A 17,634-nucleotide genomic window follows, 5' to 3' on the forward strand; every position below is an offset into this window, starting at 1 on the left:
CCTCCAATCATATAATGGTATCAAATGCGTCATCAAGTTGTTGTTTCTTGTTGAGTCGATAGGCGGACGATGTCGTGCCCTGAGCTCTCCACGTCCTAGCAAATTCGCCGAAAAGATTACCAGAAGGATTTCGTAATTTATCCCACATCGATGTTGAAATTTTATTCTCAGAAACACCGGCAGAAAATTCGTATGCGCTGTTTATCTTTAGTGCGGTGCTATCGACATCCCTTTGCTTTGATTTGAAATTATTCCCGGATGACAGCACCAGCGCGCCAGTTTCAGCTTTGATTGATGTTGTTTTCTTATAAGCCTCGAGACTGTAGTCCGGGCTTAGCTGAGCGCAGCCAGTAAGTGTGGTAGCTGTGAATAAGACGATTATAGGTTTGTCGTTCACGAAGCCCCCCGCAAATTTCCACTTCTGAATTGGGTATAAGAGCACGCACAGGGGAGATCGCGAGTTAGGAGTAATCCCTACTCTCCGCACCACTCGGGCCGATCCGCCTTCCGCAACTTCGGCCGCGGCCGAGCGTGCCCTTCGCGCACAAGCTCCGCGCCGACGTCCTTCCCCTCCGAATTTCCGCGACGCTCGATGGTGAAGTCGTTCGGCGCCATGATCGCGATCAGCCGCTCGCGGGCCGCCTGGGCGCGGAACAGCTCGAGCGGGCACTTCGCGCGATGCATCTCCGGGGCGTCGATCGGGCCATCCTCGGACGTCAGCCGGATGCGCTCTCCGTCGACGTCGATCGTTTCGCCGTCGACGACGCGCAGATCAGCCGACCATGCCGGCGACGGCAGCGAATTCATCAAGAAACAGTGCGAGAATGGCAGAAACGGCTGTGCCGGCTTTCAGGCGTCCGATATACGCGCGCTGTTCCGCCATGTTCGAGGTATCTCAAGCCGAGAGCCTCTAAATGGCGTCGGCTGGGGCAGGAGGATTTTAACCCATAAGATTGCTTTGCCAAGAAGACTTAGAAGACCAGCGGTCATCTAGACGTAAGACATGCGGAACTGTTACGGGGACTGTTATCGGGTTGTCCTTGAGAGCGACGCATGAGCCCCCGCGAGTGAGCGCACCTCGTTGCTGGCGACGAGGACCGCGCCCTGGAACCGGCGCCCTGCCGCGACGTGAAGGGGCTTCCGGTCGGCCTGATGCTGACCGGCCGCAGCTTCGACGACGTCACGGTGCTGCGCGCGGCGATCGCTTATCTCTCCGCCGCCTGACGGCCGTCGCGACGCCGCCCTGTCGGACGGCGGCGTCGCGCGCTCGCTTCAAAGCTTCCTGAGAAACGTCGGCCAGCGCGGGTCGCAGATGATCGAGCGCGCGCGCATGTGCTTCCAGGCGCCGTATTTGTAGAAGTCGAAGTCGAGCGTGGAGATGCGGTTCTGCACCATCGCCCAGGTCGACCATTTGATGTCGGCCAGCGCCTTGTGCACCATCAGACGGGCGAAGGACGCTTCGTCGGCGCGGCCGAAATAGACCTCGAGCAGCTCGCGGTCGACGTCCTCGGTGAAGAACATCTCGCCGCTCCAGATCGCGATGTCGTAGATGCGGTCGTTGTTCGAGGCGTATTCGAAGTCGATCAGCATGATCGACGCGTCGGGCCCGATCAGGAAGTTGCCGGGCATCGGGTCGTTGAAGCAGGGCGTGAGGTCGAGCCCGGAGGCTTCAAGCGCCGCGCGCGCCATCCGGTATTGGCTCTGCAGCCAGACATGGTCGGCGGGAATCTCGGCGCCGAGCGTCCGCACCTGTTCGTCGTGCTCGTCGATCATGTCGAACACGGTCTTGGTGAGCGGCAGGAGAGGGGCAGAGTGCAGTCGGCGGTAGACCGACATGGCCTCCGCGCGCAGCGAAGGGTCGGCGAAATCGCGATGGGTGGACGGCCGCCGGCCTTCCACGAATTCGGCGATCTCCACGCCTTCGGCGTCGAGATAGTCGAAGGTGCGCGGCCCGAGACCGACGGTCTCCGCCCGGCGGCTGGCGGCGCGCGCGGCGTTGCGGTCGATGAACATCTCGGTTCCCCGGCCGGGGATCTTCACGAAATAAGCCATGGGATCGCCTTCGATCTCCACGCGCCAGTTCATGTTGCTGATGCCGCCGAACACCGGGCGGTATCGGACCCCGCGTCCGCGCCATGGCGCGACGGCGCCGAGCGCCGCCTCGATCAGCCGCTCCGACTCGGTCGCGGCGCTTCCCAGGCTTTTCATCGGCGCGGACTCCTAGAGCGACCGGAGGGTTTCTTCGAAGCCGGGCCGGCCGACCAGCATCCGGCACCGGAGGAAACGCCAGCCGGCGTATTTGCGGAATTCGAGCGAGGCGTGGGGCGACAGCCGGTCGAGCAGCAGGCTGCGCAGCCCCCAGTAGAAATCGTCCGCAGCAGCGTAGGCGCGGCAGCGGGCGAGCGAGGCCGGGCGGCTCGCGCCCTCGTAGATTTCGAGCGCCCGGGCCATCTCGCTGTCGAACTGGAAAGCCTCGTTCAGCAGCGCCCCGATCTGATGGTAGGGGTCGCTGTTGGCGGCCATGTCGAAGTCGACGAGGCGCAGGCCGCCGTCCGGGCCGAGCATGAGGTTCGAGGCGTGCGGATCGTTGTGCGCCGGGCGCAGGTCGACGCCGGCGGCGACGATCGCTTCGCCGATGGCGTCGGTCCAGCGCTTCAGCCACCACGCGTCCGGCGGCAGCGTGTCGGCGTCGCTTCCGAGCAGCCGCCACATCGTCTCGACGCCGTCGAACACGCTCCAGCTCCGCGACAGCGCAGGGCCGTCTGCGAAAACGCCGTAGGCGTCCAGCACGCCCGCAAGGCGGTCGTCCCGCCGCAGGTCGTCCATCCGCGCGGGGCGCCAGTCCGCCCCGAGGTCCTCGAACAGGATCGCGCCCTCCTCCTCGAAGAGAGCGAGCGGCGCCGGCGCGAGGCCACGGGCGGCTGCGGCCCCCGCGGCCTCGAAGCTCGCGGAGAGGTCGATGAGATCGCGGATCGCCGGCTCGGTCACCTTGAGGAAGCCTCCGGGCTCCCCGGCGACGACGAGCCGGAAGGTCGTGGACTCGACAGCGTGATAGGACGGCGAGGCGACGCCCGGCGCGGCGAGCTCGACGTCGACGGACCGTCCCGCCAGCCCCGGCGCTCTCGCAAGGATCCGCGCCAGCGCGTCCGATCCGGCGGGATCGCTCATGGGGTCTTGTCCGCCTTTATGACGGCCGCGCCGCCGGTCGCGAGCTCGTGCAGCATGTCGGCGACGATCTGGACGCCGAAGGCCTGGTCCTCGGGCTTGGTGAACTCGGTGGGGTGGTGGATGACGCCGCCGACGCTCGGAACGGCGAGGACGACGGCGGGACACACCGCGGCGAGCGCGACCGCGTCATGGCCGCCGATCGTGTCGAGCAGCGGCATGTCTTCGCCGCGCCTGGCCGAGACCTCGCCCGCGAGCCGGACGAGGCCCGCGTCCATGGCGCCCGCGGCGCGATAGTCGACCGAGCGGACCTCGGAGCCGACCTTCGCGAAGTCGGCGGCCTCGGCGATCATCGCTTTGAGCTTCTCCTCCGCCTCGCGCAAAATCTCCGGCGAGCCCGAGCGGAGCTCGATGAACAGCACCGCTTCGCCCGGCACTGTGTTGGGCGAGTTCGGGAACACTTCGAGCCGCCCCACCGATGTGTGGAGGTCAAGGCCGTAATCGCCCGCGAGCCGCTTGAGGCCGGTGATCACGAAGCCCGCGGCGAGCAGCGCGTCCTGGCGCTCCGCCATCGGCGTCGGGCCGGTGTGGGCCTGCCGTCCGATGAACGCGAGGCGATATTTGGTGGCGCCCCAGAAGCGCGAGAAGGCCCCGATGCGCTTCTTGGAGTTCTCCAGGGAGGGCGCGCCTTCGATGTGGAGCTCGATGAGCGCGGCCGGAACGGGGACCTTGTCGTCGCCGGCGTAGCCGATAGAGCGGAGCGCCTCGCCGACCGAGACGCCGGCGCCGTCGCGGCGCTCGAGCGCCCAGTCGAGCGCGGCGGCGCCGGTGAAGACGCTGCTGCCGAGCAGGCTCGGCTGGAAGCGCGCGCCCTCCTCGTTGGTCCAGTTCACGATGGCGAAATTGCAGGCCGAGGAGGCGCCTTCGCGCTTCAGGCCTTCGGCGACCGCGCGGACCGCCTCGCAGGCGGCGACGACGCCGAGCGCGCCGTCGAAGCGCCCGCCGTTCGGCTGGCTGTCGATATGCGATCCGACCATGACGGTCGGGGCGTTGTGTCCGGCGAGATCGAGAAGGCCGAACTGGTTGCCGATGGCGTCGACCTTCTGCGTGAAGCCGTTGTCTTTGAACCACGCCCCGAGCCAGTCGCGCGCCTTGCGGTCCTCCTCGGAAAGCGAGAGCCGCGTCATGGACCCATCGGCGCCGCCGCCGAAGGCGGAGACGGCCTCCATCATGGCTTGCAGCCGCTGCGGATCGATCGCCGCCGGAGACGGGGCTGTCGACGAAATGTCAGGCATGGATGAGGTCAACTTTCGTTTTCTGAAACAGTTCTGCGAATTCGGTGCTGAGCGGGCCGTCGGTGACGAGCGCTCCGATGTCGCCGAGCGCGAAGGTTCTAACCGTGCCGAGCCGGCCGAACTTGCTCGAATCCGCCAGCATGACGGACCGCCGCGACTGCTTGAGCGCCGCCCGGCGGAGCAGCGCCTCGTCCTGGCCGCGATCCATGAAGCCATGCTCGGCGTGGACGGTGCCGATGCTGACGACGGCCATGTCGTAGAAATGCTCGCTGATGGCCGCCAGCGTCTGGTGGCCGAACAGGGCCTTGTAGGTCGGCTTCATCTCGCCGCCGAGCACGACCACGTCCGCCTCCGGGTCGGTGCAGAGCAGAGCCGCGATGTCGATCGAATTGGTGTGGATCGCGACCCGCCGCCCGAGAAGGTGACGGGCGAAGGCAAGCGTCGTCGTTCCGGTGTCGATGAAGATCTTCATGCCGTCTTTGACGAGCGGCCGGGCCGCCAGAGCGATCCGGCCCTTCTCGCGCGCATTCACGCGCGTGCGTTCGTTGAAGGGCCGGTCGCCCTCCTTCCGGTCGACAACCGCGCCGCCGTAGACGCGCCGCGCGTGGCCGCTCCCCTCAAGATCCTTCAGGTCCCGGCGGATCGTTTCGGCGCTGACCCGCAGGATCGCGGCCGTCGCCTTCACGTCGACGCGCCCGTGCCGCAGCAACTCATCGAGAATGAGCTGTTGCCGCTGCTCCGTGATGCCCATGACCGTTCTCCCGCGCGCGACTCGGTCCGGCGGGCCCCCTCGGCGCGACGAAGGCTCGTTGGCACGGGACCGCTCCAGCGGCAATTCCAAAGCCGGCCGCGTCACGTTCCGGTGCTCCGGCTCGCCCGCTCGGCGGCGATCGCCGAAGGCGACGAGACGAGATGGCAGGACGACAAGTCCGTCCGTCCGCGGGCCGTCAGCAGCGGATTTTCACGCACGCAGCGGTCGAAGGCCTGCGGGCAGCGGCTGCGGAAGGAGCACCCGGTCGGGAGATCGATCGGGCTCGGCGGCTCGCCCTCCAGCAGGCAGTCCTCGGGCCGGTAGCGGCGCTCCTCGAGCGTCGGCATCGCCGACAGCAGGGCCTTGGTGTAGGGATGGCCCGGATCGAAGAACAGCCGATCGTTGTCCGCGAGCTCCACCACCTCGCCGAGATACATCACCGCGATCCGGTTGCAGGCCTTCCGCACCATGGCGAGGTCGTGGGAGATGAAGATGTAGGTGAGCGAATGCTCGCGCTGCAGCTTCTCGAACAGCGCCAGCAGCTTGAACTGCTCGGTCTGGTCGAGCGCCGAGAGCGTCTCGTCCATCAGCAGGATCTCGGGATCGAGCACCATGGCGCGGGCGACGTTGACGCGCTGCCGCTGGCCGGCGGACAAGCCCGTGGGCAGCTCCTCGTAAAGCGCGTCCGGCAGGCCGACGTCGTTCATCACGGCGCGGACCTTCTCGCGGATGCGGCCGGCGTCGCGCCAGCCGTGGACGCGCAGCGGAATCTCCAGCATGCGGCCGATCGCGGTGCGCGGCGGCAGCGAGTCGAACGGATCCTGCAGAACGAGCTGGAGCTTCCGGCGGAACGCCAGAAGCCCCGCGCCCGACAGTTTCGAGATGTCCTGGCCCTCGCAGAGCACTTCGCCGCCGGCCGGCCGCTCCAGGCGGCTGAGCAGCCGCATCAGCGTCGATTTTCCGCAGCCGGACTCGCCGACCACGGCGAAGCTGTCGCCCTTGAAGACGTCGAAGGTGACGCGTCTGACGGCCCTCAGCTCGCTCGCGCCGGCGAAGGCGCCGCGCTTCCTGACCCTGTAGGTCTGCGACACGTCGTTGAGGCTCACGACGGCGCTGCGCTCGGCGTTGGAGCCGCGCGGGACAGCGGGCGCCTCTCGCCAGATCGCGGGAACCTGCGATACCAGCTCGCGGGTGTAGGGGTGGCGCGGCGAGGCGATCAGCGCTTCGGTCGGCTGCTCCTCGACGAGGCGGCCGTCGTCGATAACCAGGATGCGGCTCGCCGCCTCCCGCGCCACCGGCAGCGACGATGACACGAAGAGCACGGCGGTCTCGAAGCGCTCCGTCAGCTCGCGCATCAGACGGATCACCTGCGCCGCGACGGTGACGTCGAGAGGCTGGGTGACGTTGTCGGCGACCAGCAGCGTCGGGTTCGACACCATCGCGTCGACGATCAGCGCGCGCTGCATCATGCCTCCCGAGAACTGGGAGGGGTAATCGTGGAAGCGCGCCTTGGCGGAGGGGATGCGGACCGCCTCCAGCAGTTCGACGACGCGCCGGGCGGCCTCCGCCCCGCCGATCTCGGGCGCGACGGCCCGGATCTTCTCGACGATCTGCCGGCCGACGGGGAGCGTCGGGTCGAGCGCGCCCATCGGGTTCGCGCCGACATAGGCGACGTCGCGGCGCAGCCGCCGCATCTCTCCGGGCGCCATCGCCAGGATGTCGCGGTCGCGGAACCTCACCTCGCCGCCACGAATCGCGAGCGGGGCCTCGATCCAGTTGACCACCGCCTTCGACAGGACGGTCTTGCCCGAGCCCGACGCGCCCACCACCCCGACGATCTCGCGGGGGCGCATGTCGAACGAAATGTCCTTGAGGATCGGCCGTTCGCGCCCGGCGAGCGCAAGGTCGACCGAGAGGTTGCGGACGGAGAGCACGGCGGCGGCCATCACACGCCTCCGTAGATCGTGTTGCGGGCGCGTTCGAAGGCGGCGCCGATCAGATTGATGCTGGTCAGCGTCAGGCACAGAAAGACGCCGGGCATGGTGGCGATCCACCAGGCGTTGAGAAGATATTTGCGGCCGTCGGCGATGATGTTGCCGAAGGTCGGCGTTGGAGGCTGGACGCCGAGCCCGAGGAAGCCAAGCGTCGACTCGAAGATCATCATCCGCGCCACGTCGAGTATCGAAGTCAGCAGGATCGGCGGCGCGAGCAACGGGATGAGCAGCGTCAGGATGATGCGGGCGTGCGTCGCGCCCGAGACCTGCGCGGCGCGGACATATTCGCGCCCCCGCTCCGCCATGACCACCGAGCGCATCACGCGAGCGTAGACCGGCCAGTTCGACAGGCCGAGGACCAGGATGATGGCCGGTATCGTTGGCCGCGAGACGCCGAGCACGGCGATCGCGAGGATGATCATCGGGATCGAAAGCTGGGCGTCGGTGACGCGCATCGCCAGCGTGTCGACGCGTCCGCCGAAATAGCCGGCGACGGCGCCGAGAACGCAGCCGATGAGCAGCGTCACCGCCACCGACGCGACGCCGATCAGGAAGGAGTAGCGCAGGCCGACGACACTGCGCACCAGCATGTCCCGCCCGATCTGGTCGGTGCCGAGCGGATGGGCCCAGCTCCATTTGTCGCCCATGAAGAGCGGCGGAAGCAGGCGGGCGCGCACGTCCATCTTGGTGGGATCGATGCCGCTCAGCTCTGGATAGACCGCGGCGGCGAGCAGCAGGATCGCGAAGAGGGCCAGTCCGATTCGGAACTCGGTCGAACGCGCGGCCCGGCCGAGGATGCGGCGCGCGATCGACCGCGAGCTCGCCGCGGGCGAGGGTATCGGAAGCGCGGTGAAGGCGGGGTCGATCGCGCTCATCAGTATTCGAGCCTCGGATCGATGGAGGTCGCCGCGAGGTCGACCAGGATGTTGATCAGCACGAAAATCGCGCTGGTGACGATTGCGATGCCCTGGATCAGCGGGAAGTCGCGCTGCAGCACGGCGTTGATCGTCAGCAGGCCGAGGCCGGGATAGTCGAAAATGTATTCGACGATGATCACTCCGCCGAGCAGGCTCGAGAACTGCACCCCGAGCACGTTCAGCAGCGGGACGGAGGCGTTGCGCAGCGCGTGGTTGAGGACGATGCGCGGGAGGGTCAGCCCGCGCACATGGCCTATCGCGACGTAGGACTGTCCCATCTGGGCCGCGACCGCGCTCGACAGCGTCCGGATCAGCACGGGCGAGAGCTCGACCGCCAGCACGATGGCCGGGAGGATCGTGTAGGAATAGCCGGCGTAGCCGATTGCCGGCAGCCAGCCGAGCTTCACCGACAGGAGCAGGGCGAGCACGATGCCGAGCCAGAAGTTCGGCAGCGAGATGAACACCGACGAGACATAAAAGGCGAGCTTGTCGATCCAGCCGCCGGGATTGAGCCCTGCGGCCACGCCGAGCGCGGTCGAGAAAACGAGCGCGATGGCGAGCGCCGTGGCGGCGAGCTGCAGCGTCATCGGCAGCGTTTCGAGGATCAGGTCGAGCACCTCGGCGCGCTCGCCGCGCGTCGCGTCGTTGAAGCTCGCGCCGCCGGTCGCCGCGCCGTTAGCGGGGCGCACGAAGGACTGGCCGAGGTCGCCCTGGACGACCTTGCCCATGTAGCGGCCGAACTGCACGACGATGGGGTCGCGCAGGCCCATCTTGGTCGCGATCTCCTCGATCAACGCCTCCGGCGCCATGCCGCCCGCCATCAGCCGCACGGGATCGCCCGGAACCACGCGCAGCAGCGTGAAGATCAGCAGCGAGACCAGGAAGATGATGACCGCGCCTTGCGCCAGCCGGCGGATCAGAAAACTCAGGACGAACATGGGACTCCGGACTCCGTCGCGGCCGTTCGGGGCCCCAAGCATCAGGCGGGCTTGGAGGCGTCGATCGAGCCGTCGGGATAGATGTAGAGGCCTGTCAGATCCTTCTGCATCGCGTGGATCATCACCGAGGTGAAGAGCGACAGCGCCGGGACCTTGGAGGCGAGCAGCGGCATGGTCTCGGTCTGAAGGATCGTCTTGCGCTCCTCCAGCGTCGCGGCGTTGCGCTCCTTGTCGAGGCTCGCGTCGATCTCCGCGTCCTCGACGCCGCAGATGCGGTGCGAGGACGAGTGGAAATGGGTGCGGAGAATGAGGTCAGGCTCTGGCGAGCCGGTCGACCAGCCGCAGTCGACCATGTGGCCGGGGCCGCCGCCGGGACGATGGTAGAGTTGCTCGTTCCACGCCGCGGGCTCGAGCACGGTGAGGCTGACCTTGAAGCCCTGGTCGTTGAGCATCGAGGTGATGACCTCGCCGTATTCCTTGGTCTTCGGGTAGAAGCCGACCGAGGTGATGTATTCGAGCGGCGGCAACCCCGCGCCCTTCGGGAAGCCGGCCTCCGCCAGCATGGCCTGGCACTTGTCCGGGTCGAAGGCGGGATAGTTCTTGAGGTCGACATAGCCGAACTTGACTGGTGAGACGTAGTTCGCCGAGGCGTGACCGGCCGAGCCCAGCAGGTCGAGGATCAGCGACCGGTCGATGGCGTGGCATGCCGCCAGTCGAACCCGCGGGTCGTTGAACGGGGGCTTCGAGCAGCGGAACCAGAGATATTTGTTCTCGACCGAGACCACCTCGTTGGTGGTGAGCTTGGGATTGCCCTTGACGGTTTCCACCTGTTCGGGCTCGAGACGCTCCACGATCGAGGCCTGCCCGTTCATGAGCGAGAGCATCCGGGTCGTGGAGTCGCCGACGAAGTTGAAGCTGATGCCCGGGATCGCCGGCTTGCCGCGGAAGTAGCCGTCGAAAGCGGCGAGGATCGTGGCGTTGCCGCGCTGCTCGACGAATTTGAACGGGCCGGTGCCGTTCAGCCGCTGCGTGAGCGGCCCGCCGGGTCCTCCCGCGACGTCTTTGGCCGACATGATCGGCAGGAAGGACGCGAGGAAGATGAAGAGATGGGCGGGATAGCCTCCCTTCGAGGTGTCGACGATCACCGTGTAGTCGTCCGGCATCTCGATGGTCAGCGTCTCGCTCGGGCCGGGATACCACTGCGCCGGGCGGTCGGGCTTGGAGCCATATTCGAAGGTCGCCTTGACGTCCTCCGCCTTGAACGGCTTGCCGTCGTGGAAGACGATGTCGTTCCTGAGCTTGATCTGCAGGCGATGGGGATCGAGCAGCTTGATGTCGGTGGCGAGCTCGTAGACGACGGCGCCCGGATCCTCGAGCTTCATCGGGGTCCGCGTCAGGAAGCCCATGACGTAGCCCTCGATGTTCTTCTGCGAGAGCGTCGTGTGGGCGGTTGGATCCCAGTTGCCGGTGATGTTCTCGGCGGACAGGAAGACCATTTCCTTGCCGCTCTGGGCGTAGGCGGAAGAGATGAGGAAGTCCGGATTGATCTGGACGAACCCCGCGCCGGCGACGGCGGCTCCGCCAAGAAGGATGCGGCGGCGATCGATCATGTCAGCCATTGTCGTCCCCTAGAAAACCACACAACGTTCAAAGTGGTTAAAAACCACAGCAAGCCCCGTGCCACGTCGTGCGGCCCAAACAGGACGCTGAGGGTGAGCGCCGAAGCGCGCTGCGAGCGGCCGGTCGTATGCTCAGCCCATAGGCAGCGGCGGCCGAATGCAGTGCACGGGGAGTGCCGCTTCAGTGGGGGCTCAAGTTACGGCTAGACATGCCCCCTTCAGCCACTTCTCCAAGTAATGCTTCTTGATCCGCTCGATCTCTTCGGGCGTTCGAAGGAGCAGCGAGACCACGAAGCGTGCCGCGGCATGACGCAGCGGGATCGGAATGCCTGGAGCGTGAGGATCTCTCAGGATGTCCAAGGCTTTCGCCGCTTGATCGTCGAGCAAGGACATGAAGGCGGTTTCGAGGAGGGCGCGCTTCCCCTCGGGGAGCCCCATCGCTGAATACAGATGCTTGCCGTAGCCAGTCGCCGCCGGAAACACGAAGCGGCCTTTCACCTCGCTCTGGGGGCATCGACATTATCGTGGTCTACAAGGTCGATCGCCTGACGCGCTCACTGGCCGACTTCGCCAAGCTTGTTGAGCTGTTCGACGCCAGTGGCGTCTCATTTGTGTCGGTCACGCAGTCGTTCAACACGACGACCAGCATAGGCCGGCTGACGCTCAACATGTTGCTGTCCTTCGCCCAGTTCGAGCGGGAGGTCACCGGCGAGCGCATCCGAGACAAGATCGCGGCGTCGAAGAAGCGCGGCATCTGGGTCGGCGGGGTCGTGCCGCTTGGCTATCGGGTCGAATCGAAAAAGCTGCTTGTCGACGAGACCGAAGCCGCCATCGTCCAGCTGATCTTTGAGCGCTACCTTGCGCTTGGATCGCTGTCGGCGGTGCAGAAGGAGCTTCGGGAGAAAGGCGTCGTCACCCGCAGTCGAGTGCTGGCCTCCGGCAGAACGATCGGCGGTGTTCCGCTGACCAACGGGCCGCTGGCGCATCTGTTGGCGAACCGGGTCTATCTCGGCGAGATCAACCATAAGAGCCAGAGCTATCCGGCAGAGCATCCTGCGATCGTCCCGGCGGAGCTATTCGCCGCCGTCGCTGCCAAACTCGTCGAGAATCGCAATGGAGCGAAGATGCAGCGCTCAACCTCGGGCGCGCTGCTGTTCCGCCGGCTGTTCGACGATCGCGGAAACCCGATGACGCCGAGCGTCACCAACAAGAAAGGCGTCCGCTATCGCTACTACGTCTCGTGCGTGCTGGTGCAGGGCAGGGGAGCCGACGCCGAATCGGTGAAGCGCATCTCGGCGTCCGCGATCGAAAACGTCGTCATCGCAGCGCTCCGTTCGAGATCAGAGTCCGATGATGACGATCGCACGCTCGTCGACGAACATCTGAGCCGCACCGTCCTGTCTAAGAACGTCATCGAGCTCCGACTCGCCGATGGCGACGTGATTCGCGTCGCCTCGCCTGTTCGATCGAGTGGAAGAGGGAGCATGGGCCTAACGGAGGCATCCACTCTCCCGATGAAGGCCGAGGCGCGCGCGGTCCTATTGAGGTGCATCGCTCTTGGCCGGCGGTGCGTGGCGGGGCTCGAGCGCGGGCGAACCGTCGATCTTGATCAGCTTGCCGAGCGGCATGGCTGCAGCCGACGTCACATCGAGCAGATGATCGACTATGCCTTCCTCGCGCCTGGCCTGGTGAAGGCCATCGCTGATGGTCGTCTCCCGCGCGGCGTCACCGCGAAGGCGCTCGCCGACGCGCTCTCGGATGGCGCGGCGAGGTGCATCGCTTGCGCCGCACGACATTGCTCTTGGAGTGCGGAGACGGGCGGCGCTGGCGCGATTTATTGAGCCTGAGACCGCCTACCAGAGACAGCGCGCGGGGCTCACCCGTCAGCTAAATCCCGGTAAAGGCCGCACAATCCGTGCGGCCTCAAAAAATCCCAAGTTCTAAGAAACTGCTTGGTGGAGCCAGGCGGAATCGAACCGCCGACCTCTTGAATGCCATTCAAGCGCTCTCCCAACTGAGCTATGGCCCCACCGGGGTGCGGTCAGGCGGCGGCGTTGGGATCGCCACCGGACCGGACGTTTCGCCTTTTTCGCCAAGGCGCCTGCCGGGACGCTTCCCGGTCAGGACATGAGCCGCAGCCTACAGGCCGCGGCGCATCTCAAAATCACGTTTCGTGACGGGGTTCAAGTCTCGTCGTCTTTCTCGCGATCGCCGATGATGTCCGTCATGTCGTCGTCGGAATCTTCGTCCGGCTCGAGGAAGGTCTCGTCGGCGTCGTCGTCCGCGGCGTCGATCTCGACGTCCTCGTCGTCGTCGGACGTCACCACCTTCTCCTTCGGCGCAGCTTCCTCGTCCGCGTCCTCGAGCGAGATCGCGTCGATGTCGTCGTCGGCCTCGACCTTATCGACGACGTCCTCGTCCTCGATCGGACGGGCCTTGGCGCGAGCCGCGTCCGCCTTGGCGGCGCGGGCCATAGCAGCGCTCGACACGAGCGCGGTCGCAACGAACAGCGTGCCGCACTTCGGGCACGTGATCGGATCGCGCATCAGGTCGTAATATTTTGCGCCGCAGGACTGGCAGGTCCGTTTGGAGCCGAGTTCGGGCTTGGCCAAATCGATCGTTTCCGCGTGCTGTCTGAGAGCGAGGCGGTGGATTGACGTGACGGGACCGGGCTGTCAAGAGCGAAAGCGCCCGTTCAAGGGCCCTCGCGCCGTCAGTCGGAACGCAGCCTCACACTCGTGTCTTCCTTGTCCGCAGCCTCGATCGCGCACTCCAGCCGTTCAGCCTCGCTCGCCGGCCGCGTCCGCGCGCCCGGCGACAAGTCGATTTCGCACCGTTCGCTCATTCTCGGTCTCCTGTCCGTTGGTGAGACCCGGATCGACGGGCTGCTCGAGGGCGAGGACGTGCTCGCCACCGCCCGGGCCTGCCGAGAGCTCGGCGCGGAGGTCGATCGGGTGGGCGAGGGCGAGTGGAGGGTGCGCGGCGTCGGCGTCGGCGGCCTGAAATCCCCGGGCAAGGCGCTCGACTTCGGGAACGCCGGCACCGGCTCGCGTCTGATGATGGGCGTCGTCGCAGGCCATCCGATCGAGGCGACGTTCGACGGCGACGCCTCGCTCCGCTCACGGCCGATGCGGCGCATTCTGGACCCGCTCGAACAGATGGGCGCGACGGTGGTCTTCTCCGCCGAAGGCGGCCGGCTGCCCTTGCGTTTGAAAGGCGCGGACCGTCCGCTGCCGATCGTCTACGAATCTCCCGTGCCGTCCGCGCAGGTGAAGTCGGCCGTTCTGTTCGCGGGGTTGAACGCCCCCGGCGAAACCACTGTCATCGAGCGCGAGGCGACGCGCGACCACACCGAGCGGATGCTGCGCGCCTTCGGGGCCCAGGTCACCGTCGAGCGGCGCGGCCCTCACGGGCGACTGATCCGCCTCGTGGGCCAGCCAGAGCTTACGCCTGCCGCTATTTCCGTCCCGGCGGACCCGTCTTCCGCCGCCTTCCCGCTGGTGGCGGCCCTGATCGTGCCGGGGTCGGAGGTCGCGCTCGACGGCGTCATGACCAATCCGCTCCGCACAGGGCTCCTGACGACGCTGCAGGAGATGGGCGCGGACATCGCACTGACGAATGTTCGCGAAGAGGGCGGCGAGGAGGTCTGCGATCTCGTTGTCCGCGCCGGGTCGCTGACGGGCGTCGACGTCCCGCCGGAGCGCGCTCCGACGATGATCGACGAGTATCCGATCCTTGCGATCGCGGCGTCCTTCGCGGTCGGCGAGACGCGGATGCGAGGCCTGCACGAACTCCGCGTGAAGGAGAGCGACCGCCTGGCGGCGGTCCATGCAGGCCTTCTCGGAAACGGCGTCGAGGCGCGGATCGAGGGCGACGACCTGATCGTCGTAGGCTGCGGCGCCGTGCCCGGCGGTGGAGCGCCAGTGACGACGCATCTCGATCACCGCATCGCCATGAGCTTCCTCGTGATGGGACTGGCCTCCGAGCGGCCGGTCGCCGTCGATGACAGCGCGACGATCGCCACGAGTTTTCCGTCCTTCGTGCCGCTGATGAGGAGCCTCGGCGCCTTGATCGACTTCGGGGAAGAATAAGTGATCGTGGCGATCGATGGGCCGGCCGCGTCCGGCAAAGGCACGCTCGCGCGCCGAATCGCCGCCCATTACGGGCTCCGTCATCTCGATTCGGGCGTGCTTTACCGTGCGGTCGCTCTGAGGATGATCGCGCAGGGGCAAGATCTCGCCGACGCGGAGGCGGCGGCCCGGGCCGCCCGCGATATCGATCCGGCGGATCTCGAAGATCCCGCATTGCGCAGCCGCCGCACGGGGGAGGGGGCCTCGATCGTCTCCGCCGTTCCGGCCGTGCGCGCCGCGTTGCTCGATTTTCAGCGCCGCTTCGCAGCCGAGCCGCCGGGCGCAGTGATCGACGGGCGCGATATCGGCACGGTCATCTGTCCCGACGCCGAGGTGAAGCTGTTCGTGATCGCGTCCGCCGAGGAGCGGGCCCGCAGGCGCGCGCTCGAACTGACGAACCGGGGGGAGCCGGTGGACGAAGCCGCGATCCTCGCCGACATCAAGGCGCGCGACGACCGAGACATGAACCGGCTGACGGCTCCCCTTAAGCCGGCGGATGACGCGGTGCTCGTCGACACCACGACGCTCGACGCCGAGACCGCCTTCCTCGCCGCCGTGGCCGTGATCGAAGCTCGGCTCACGGCCGGCCGGACCGCCGCGTCGGGCTAAACGCGTTGCGTCGCGATCGCTGATCTGCTAACGAGCGCGCCATCTGGACGGTCTTCGGGCGCGGTTCAGGAGACCGACAGGCCGGGGCGCGCCTCGCCGTGCGCCTTTTTGGCGTTCCGGCTTTCCGCCGTCACCCTTTGTCGACCTCCAGGACGCTCCAAAGGTCTCCGGACGGTTCTTCCCGGTCGCTGCGTCGTCGAGCGCCGGCCTGTTTCGCTCCCGGGCGAAGCGGTCCATCCGACGCTGTCGGCCATGTGAAGAACGCCCTTTAACGCCAACGCCGGCGCCTGAGCCCGAAGACGGGCAGGAGACTTCATGAACGCCACTGCCGTAGCCGCTGCTCCCTCGCGCGACGATTTCGCCGCGATGCTGGAAGAGTCCTTTGACAAGCACGACGTCGCCGAAGGCTCCGTCGTCAAGGGCACAGTCACCGCGATCGAAAAGGACATGGCCGTCATCGACGTCGGCCTGAAGACCGAGGGCCGCGTCGCGGTCAAGGAGTTCAGCGGCCAGGGCCGCGACGCCCCCCTCAAGGTGGGCGACGTCGTCGAGGTTTATCTGGAGCGCGTCGAGAATGCGCTCGGCGAAGCCGTGCTGTCGCGCGACAAGGCGCGCCGCGAAGAGAGCTGGGTCAAGCTCGAGGTCGCCTTCAACGAGAACCAGAAGGTCGAAGGCGTCATCTTCAACCAGGTCAAGGGCGGCTTCACCGTCGACCTCGAGGGCGCGACCGCCTTCCTGCCGCGCAGCCAGGTCGACATCCGCCCGGTGCGCGACGTCGGCCCGCTCATGGGCACGCCGCAGCCGTTCCAGATCCTCAAGATGGATCGCCGGCGCGGCAACATCGTCGTCTCGCGCCGCACCGTGCTTGAAGAGTCCCGCGCCGAGATGCGCCAGGAGCTGGTCCAGAACCTCGAAGAGGGCCAGGTCATCGAGGGCGTCGTCAAGAACATCACCGACTACGGCGCGTTCGTGGATCTCGGCGGCATCGACGGCCTGCTGCACGTCACCGACATCGCCTGGCGCCGTGTGAACCACCCGACCGAGCTGCTCCAGATCGGGCAGCAGGTGAAGGTGAAGATCATCAAGATCAACCACGAGACGCACCGCATCTCGCTGGGCATGAAGCAGCTGCTCGACGATCCGTGGCAGGGCATCGAGGCGAAGTACCCCGCCGGCGCCCGGTTCACCGGCCGCGTCACCAACATCACCGACTACGGCGCCTTCGTGGAGCTGGAGCCGGGCATCGAAGGCCTGATCCACGTCTCCGAGATGTCGTGGACCAAGAAGAACGTCCACCCCGGCAAGATCGTCGCCACCTCCCAGGAGGTCGAGGTGATGGTGCTCGAGGTCGACCCGGTGAAGCGCCGCATCTCGCTCGGCCTCAAGCAGACCATGCAGAACCCCTGGGAGGCTTTCATCGAGAGCCACCCGGTCGGCTCCGAGGTCGAGGGCGAAGTCAAGAACAAGACCGAATTCGGTCTGTTCCTCGGTCTCGACGGCGATGTCGACGGCATGGTCCACCTCTCCGACCTCGACTGGAACCGTCCGGGCGAAATGGTCATCGAGGAGTTCAAGAAGGGCGACATGGTGCGCGCCCAAGTTCTCGACGTCGACGTCGAGAAGGAGCGCATCTCGCTCGGCGTGAAGCAGCTCGGCGGCGATCCGTTCGTCGAGACCTCGGGCGAAATGCGCAAGGGCTCGGTCGTCACCTGCGAGGTGATCGAGGTCAAGGAAGGCGGTCTCGACGTCAAGATCGTCGACACCGACGTGGTCGCCTTCATCCGCCGCGCCGATCTCGCGCGCGACCGCGCCGACCAGCGCCCCGAGCGTTTCTCGGTCGGTCAGAAGCTCGACGCGCGCATCACGCAGTTCGACAAGAAGGCTCACAAGGTCGCCCTGTCGATCAAGGCGCTCGAGATCGCCGAGGAGAAGGAGGCCGTCGCGACTTACGGCTCGTCCGACTCCGGCGCGTCGCTCGGCGACATCCTTGGAGCGGCGCTCAAGAAGCGCAACGAAGGCTCTGACGAGGACTGAGAAGACCAGGCGAACAGTCGCCCTCGACCCTTTCCGCGCTGAGGCGTGGGGAGGGGCGATGCGACGGACGCCGATCGAGACCGAAGGCCCGCGCGGGAGTTCCGCGCGGGCCTTCGTCGTGTTAGGCCATTCGCCCCGCTGCGGGCCGATCCGCGCCGGGTTCAGACGACCCGAACACGGAC

General features: G+C 66.6%; 16 protein-coding genes and 1 tRNA gene. 4 read left to right on the forward strand and 13 right to left on the reverse strand.

Translation table 11 applies throughout. From position 1 onward, the window contains the following. Positions 1-7: 7 nt before the first annotated feature. The 11 genes from PKE75_RS06420 to PKE75_RS06470 all read right to left on the reverse strand — a co-directional run bounded on the left by PKE75_RS06420 (position 8) and on the right by PKE75_RS06470 (position 11,177). Positions 8-397: a hypothetical protein gene (locus tag PKE75_RS06420; RefSeq protein ID WP_271167887.1), complete on the reverse strand. Its 390-nt coding sequence runs from the start codon at positions 395-397 to the stop codon at positions 8-10. A 77-nt stretch (positions 398-474) separates the two neighbouring features. Next, entirely contained in the window at positions 475-807 is a 333-nt protein-coding gene (locus tag PKE75_RS06425) for a thermonuclease family protein (RefSeq protein WP_271167888.1), read from the reverse strand. A 465-nt stretch (positions 808-1,272) separates the two neighbouring features. Beyond that, positions 1,273-2,208: a phosphotransferase gene (locus PKE75_RS06430; protein WP_271167889.1), complete on the reverse strand. Its 936-nt coding sequence runs from the start codon at positions 2,206-2,208 to the stop codon at positions 1,273-1,275. Positions 2,209-2,220: 12 nt separating this feature from the next. Continuing rightward, positions 2,221-3,168, reverse strand: a complete 948-nt coding sequence (locus PKE75_RS06435; RefSeq protein WP_271167890.1) for a phosphotransferase family protein — start codon at positions 3,166-3,168, stop codon at positions 2,221-2,223. After that, entirely contained in the window at positions 3,165-4,460 is a 1,296-nt protein-coding gene (locus PKE75_RS06440) for a Zn-dependent hydrolase (RefSeq protein WP_271167891.1), read from the reverse strand. The genes PKE75_RS06435 and PKE75_RS06440 overlap by 4 nt, the downstream gene beginning before the upstream one ends. Further along, entirely contained in the window at positions 4,453-5,211 is a 759-nt protein-coding gene (locus PKE75_RS06445) for a DeoR/GlpR family DNA-binding transcription regulator (protein WP_271167892.1), read from the reverse strand. Before PKE75_RS06445 ends, PKE75_RS06440 begins: the two co-directional genes overlap by 8 nt. 101 nt (positions 5,212-5,312) lie before the next feature. Beyond that, positions 5,313-7,157, reverse strand: coding sequence for a dipeptide ABC transporter ATP-binding protein (locus PKE75_RS06450; protein WP_271167893.1), 1,845 nt, complete (start codon positions 7,155-7,157; stop codon positions 5,313-5,315). Further along, positions 7,157-8,080, reverse strand: a complete 924-nt coding sequence (locus PKE75_RS06455) for an ABC transporter permease (protein WP_271167894.1) — start codon at positions 8,078-8,080, stop codon at positions 7,157-7,159. The genes PKE75_RS06450 and PKE75_RS06455 overlap by 1 nt, the downstream gene beginning before the upstream one ends. Next, on the reverse strand, positions 8,080-9,060 hold the full coding sequence (locus tag PKE75_RS06460) for an ABC transporter permease (protein ID WP_271167895.1): 981 nt from the start codon (positions 9,058-9,060) through the stop codon (positions 8,080-8,082). The genes PKE75_RS06455 and PKE75_RS06460 overlap by 1 nt, the downstream gene beginning before the upstream one ends. Before the next feature lie 41 nt (positions 9,061-9,101). Further along, positions 9,102-10,679: an ABC transporter substrate-binding protein gene (locus PKE75_RS06465; protein ID WP_271167896.1), complete on the reverse strand. Its 1,578-nt coding sequence runs from the start codon at positions 10,677-10,679 to the stop codon at positions 9,102-9,104. A 192-nt stretch (positions 10,680-10,871) separates the two neighbouring features. Beyond that, on the reverse strand, positions 10,872-11,177 hold the full coding sequence (locus PKE75_RS06470; RefSeq protein ID WP_271167897.1) for a hypothetical protein: 306 nt from the start codon (positions 11,175-11,177) through the stop codon (positions 10,872-10,874). Between the two features lie 14 nt (positions 11,178-11,191). Between PKE75_RS06470 and PKE75_RS06475 the strand changes: the two genes are divergently transcribed. Further along, a complete protein-coding gene (locus PKE75_RS06475) occupies positions 11,192-12,520 on the forward strand; it encodes a recombinase family protein (protein WP_271168521.1) in 1,329 nt (442 codons plus the stop codon). 112 nt (positions 12,521-12,632) lie between these two features. Here the strand turns inward: PKE75_RS06475 and PKE75_RS06480 are convergent. Together PKE75_RS06480 and PKE75_RS06485 are read right to left on the reverse strand one after the other, a co-directional pair. Then, positions 12,633-12,708 (reverse strand) — tRNA-Ala (locus PKE75_RS06480). Between the two features lie 154 nt (positions 12,709-12,862). Further along, positions 12,863-13,291: a TIGR02300 family protein gene (locus PKE75_RS06485; protein WP_271167898.1), complete on the reverse strand. Its 429-nt coding sequence runs from the start codon at positions 13,289-13,291 to the stop codon at positions 12,863-12,865. Between the two features lie 135 nt (positions 13,292-13,426). On the opposite strand from PKE75_RS06485, the gene aroA reads away from it, so the two are divergent. The 3 genes from aroA to rpsA all read left to right on the forward strand — a co-directional run bounded on the left by aroA (position 13,427) and on the right by rpsA (position 17,452). After that, entirely contained in the window at positions 13,427-14,770 is a 1,344-nt protein-coding gene (gene aroA / locus PKE75_RS06490) for a 3-phosphoshikimate 1-carboxyvinyltransferase (RefSeq protein ID WP_428979127.1), read from the forward strand. Then, a complete protein-coding gene (cmk, locus tag PKE75_RS06495) occupies positions 14,771-15,418 on the forward strand; it encodes a (d)CMP kinase (RefSeq protein WP_271167900.1) in 648 nt (215 codons plus the stop codon). A 315-nt stretch (positions 15,419-15,733) separates the two neighbouring features. After that, positions 15,734-17,452 carry a 30S ribosomal protein S1 gene (gene rpsA, locus PKE75_RS06500; protein WP_271167901.1) on the forward strand — a complete coding sequence of 573 codons (1,719 nt, stop codon included), beginning with the start codon at positions 15,734-15,736 and terminating at the stop codon, positions 17,450-17,452. Positions 17,453-17,634: the final 182 nt, after the last annotated feature.

It is taken from the genome of Hansschlegelia plantiphila (genome assembly GCF_027922265.1).
In the GTDB taxonomy this organism is placed as follows: domain Bacteria; phylum Pseudomonadota; class Alphaproteobacteria; order Rhizobiales; family Methylopilaceae; genus Methylopila; species Methylopila plantiphila.

Excerpts from the sequence above, each read along its gene's own strand:
- PKE75_RS06425 (WP_271167888.1), bottom strand. The coding sequence starts at position 807 with ATGAATTCGCTGCCGTCGCCGGCATGGTCGGCTGATCTGCGCGTCGTC.
- PKE75_RS06430 (WP_271167889.1), bottom strand. The coding sequence starts at position 2,208 with ATGAAAAGCCTGGGAAGCGCCGCGACCGAGTCGGAGCGGCTGATCGAG.
- PKE75_RS06435 (WP_271167890.1), bottom strand. The coding sequence starts at position 3,168 with ATGAGCGATCCCGCCGGATCGGACGCGCTGGCGCGGATCCTTGCGAGA.
- PKE75_RS06440 (WP_271167891.1), bottom strand. The coding sequence starts at position 4,460 with ATGCCTGACATTTCGTCGACAGCCCCGTCTCCGGCGGCGATCGATCCG.
- PKE75_RS06445 (WP_271167892.1), bottom strand. The coding sequence starts at position 5,211 with ATGGGCATCACGGAGCAGCGGCAACAGCTCATTCTCGATGAGTTGCTG.
- PKE75_RS06450 (WP_271167893.1), bottom strand. The coding sequence starts at position 7,157 with ATGGCCGCCGCCGTGCTCTCCGTCCGCAACCTCTCGGTCGACCTTGCG.
- PKE75_RS06455 (WP_271167894.1), bottom strand. The coding sequence starts at position 8,080 with ATGAGCGCGATCGACCCCGCCTTCACCGCGCTTCCGATACCCTCGCCC.
- PKE75_RS06460 (WP_271167895.1), bottom strand. The coding sequence starts at position 9,060 with ATGTTCGTCCTGAGTTTTCTGATCCGCCGGCTGGCGCAAGGCGCGGTC.
- PKE75_RS06465 (WP_271167896.1), bottom strand. The coding sequence starts at position 10,679 with ATGGCTGACATGATCGATCGCCGCCGCATCCTTCTTGGCGGAGCCGCC.
- rpsA (WP_271167901.1), top strand. The coding sequence starts at position 15,734 with ATGAACGCCACTGCCGTAGCCGCTGCTCCCTCGCGCGACGATTTCGCC.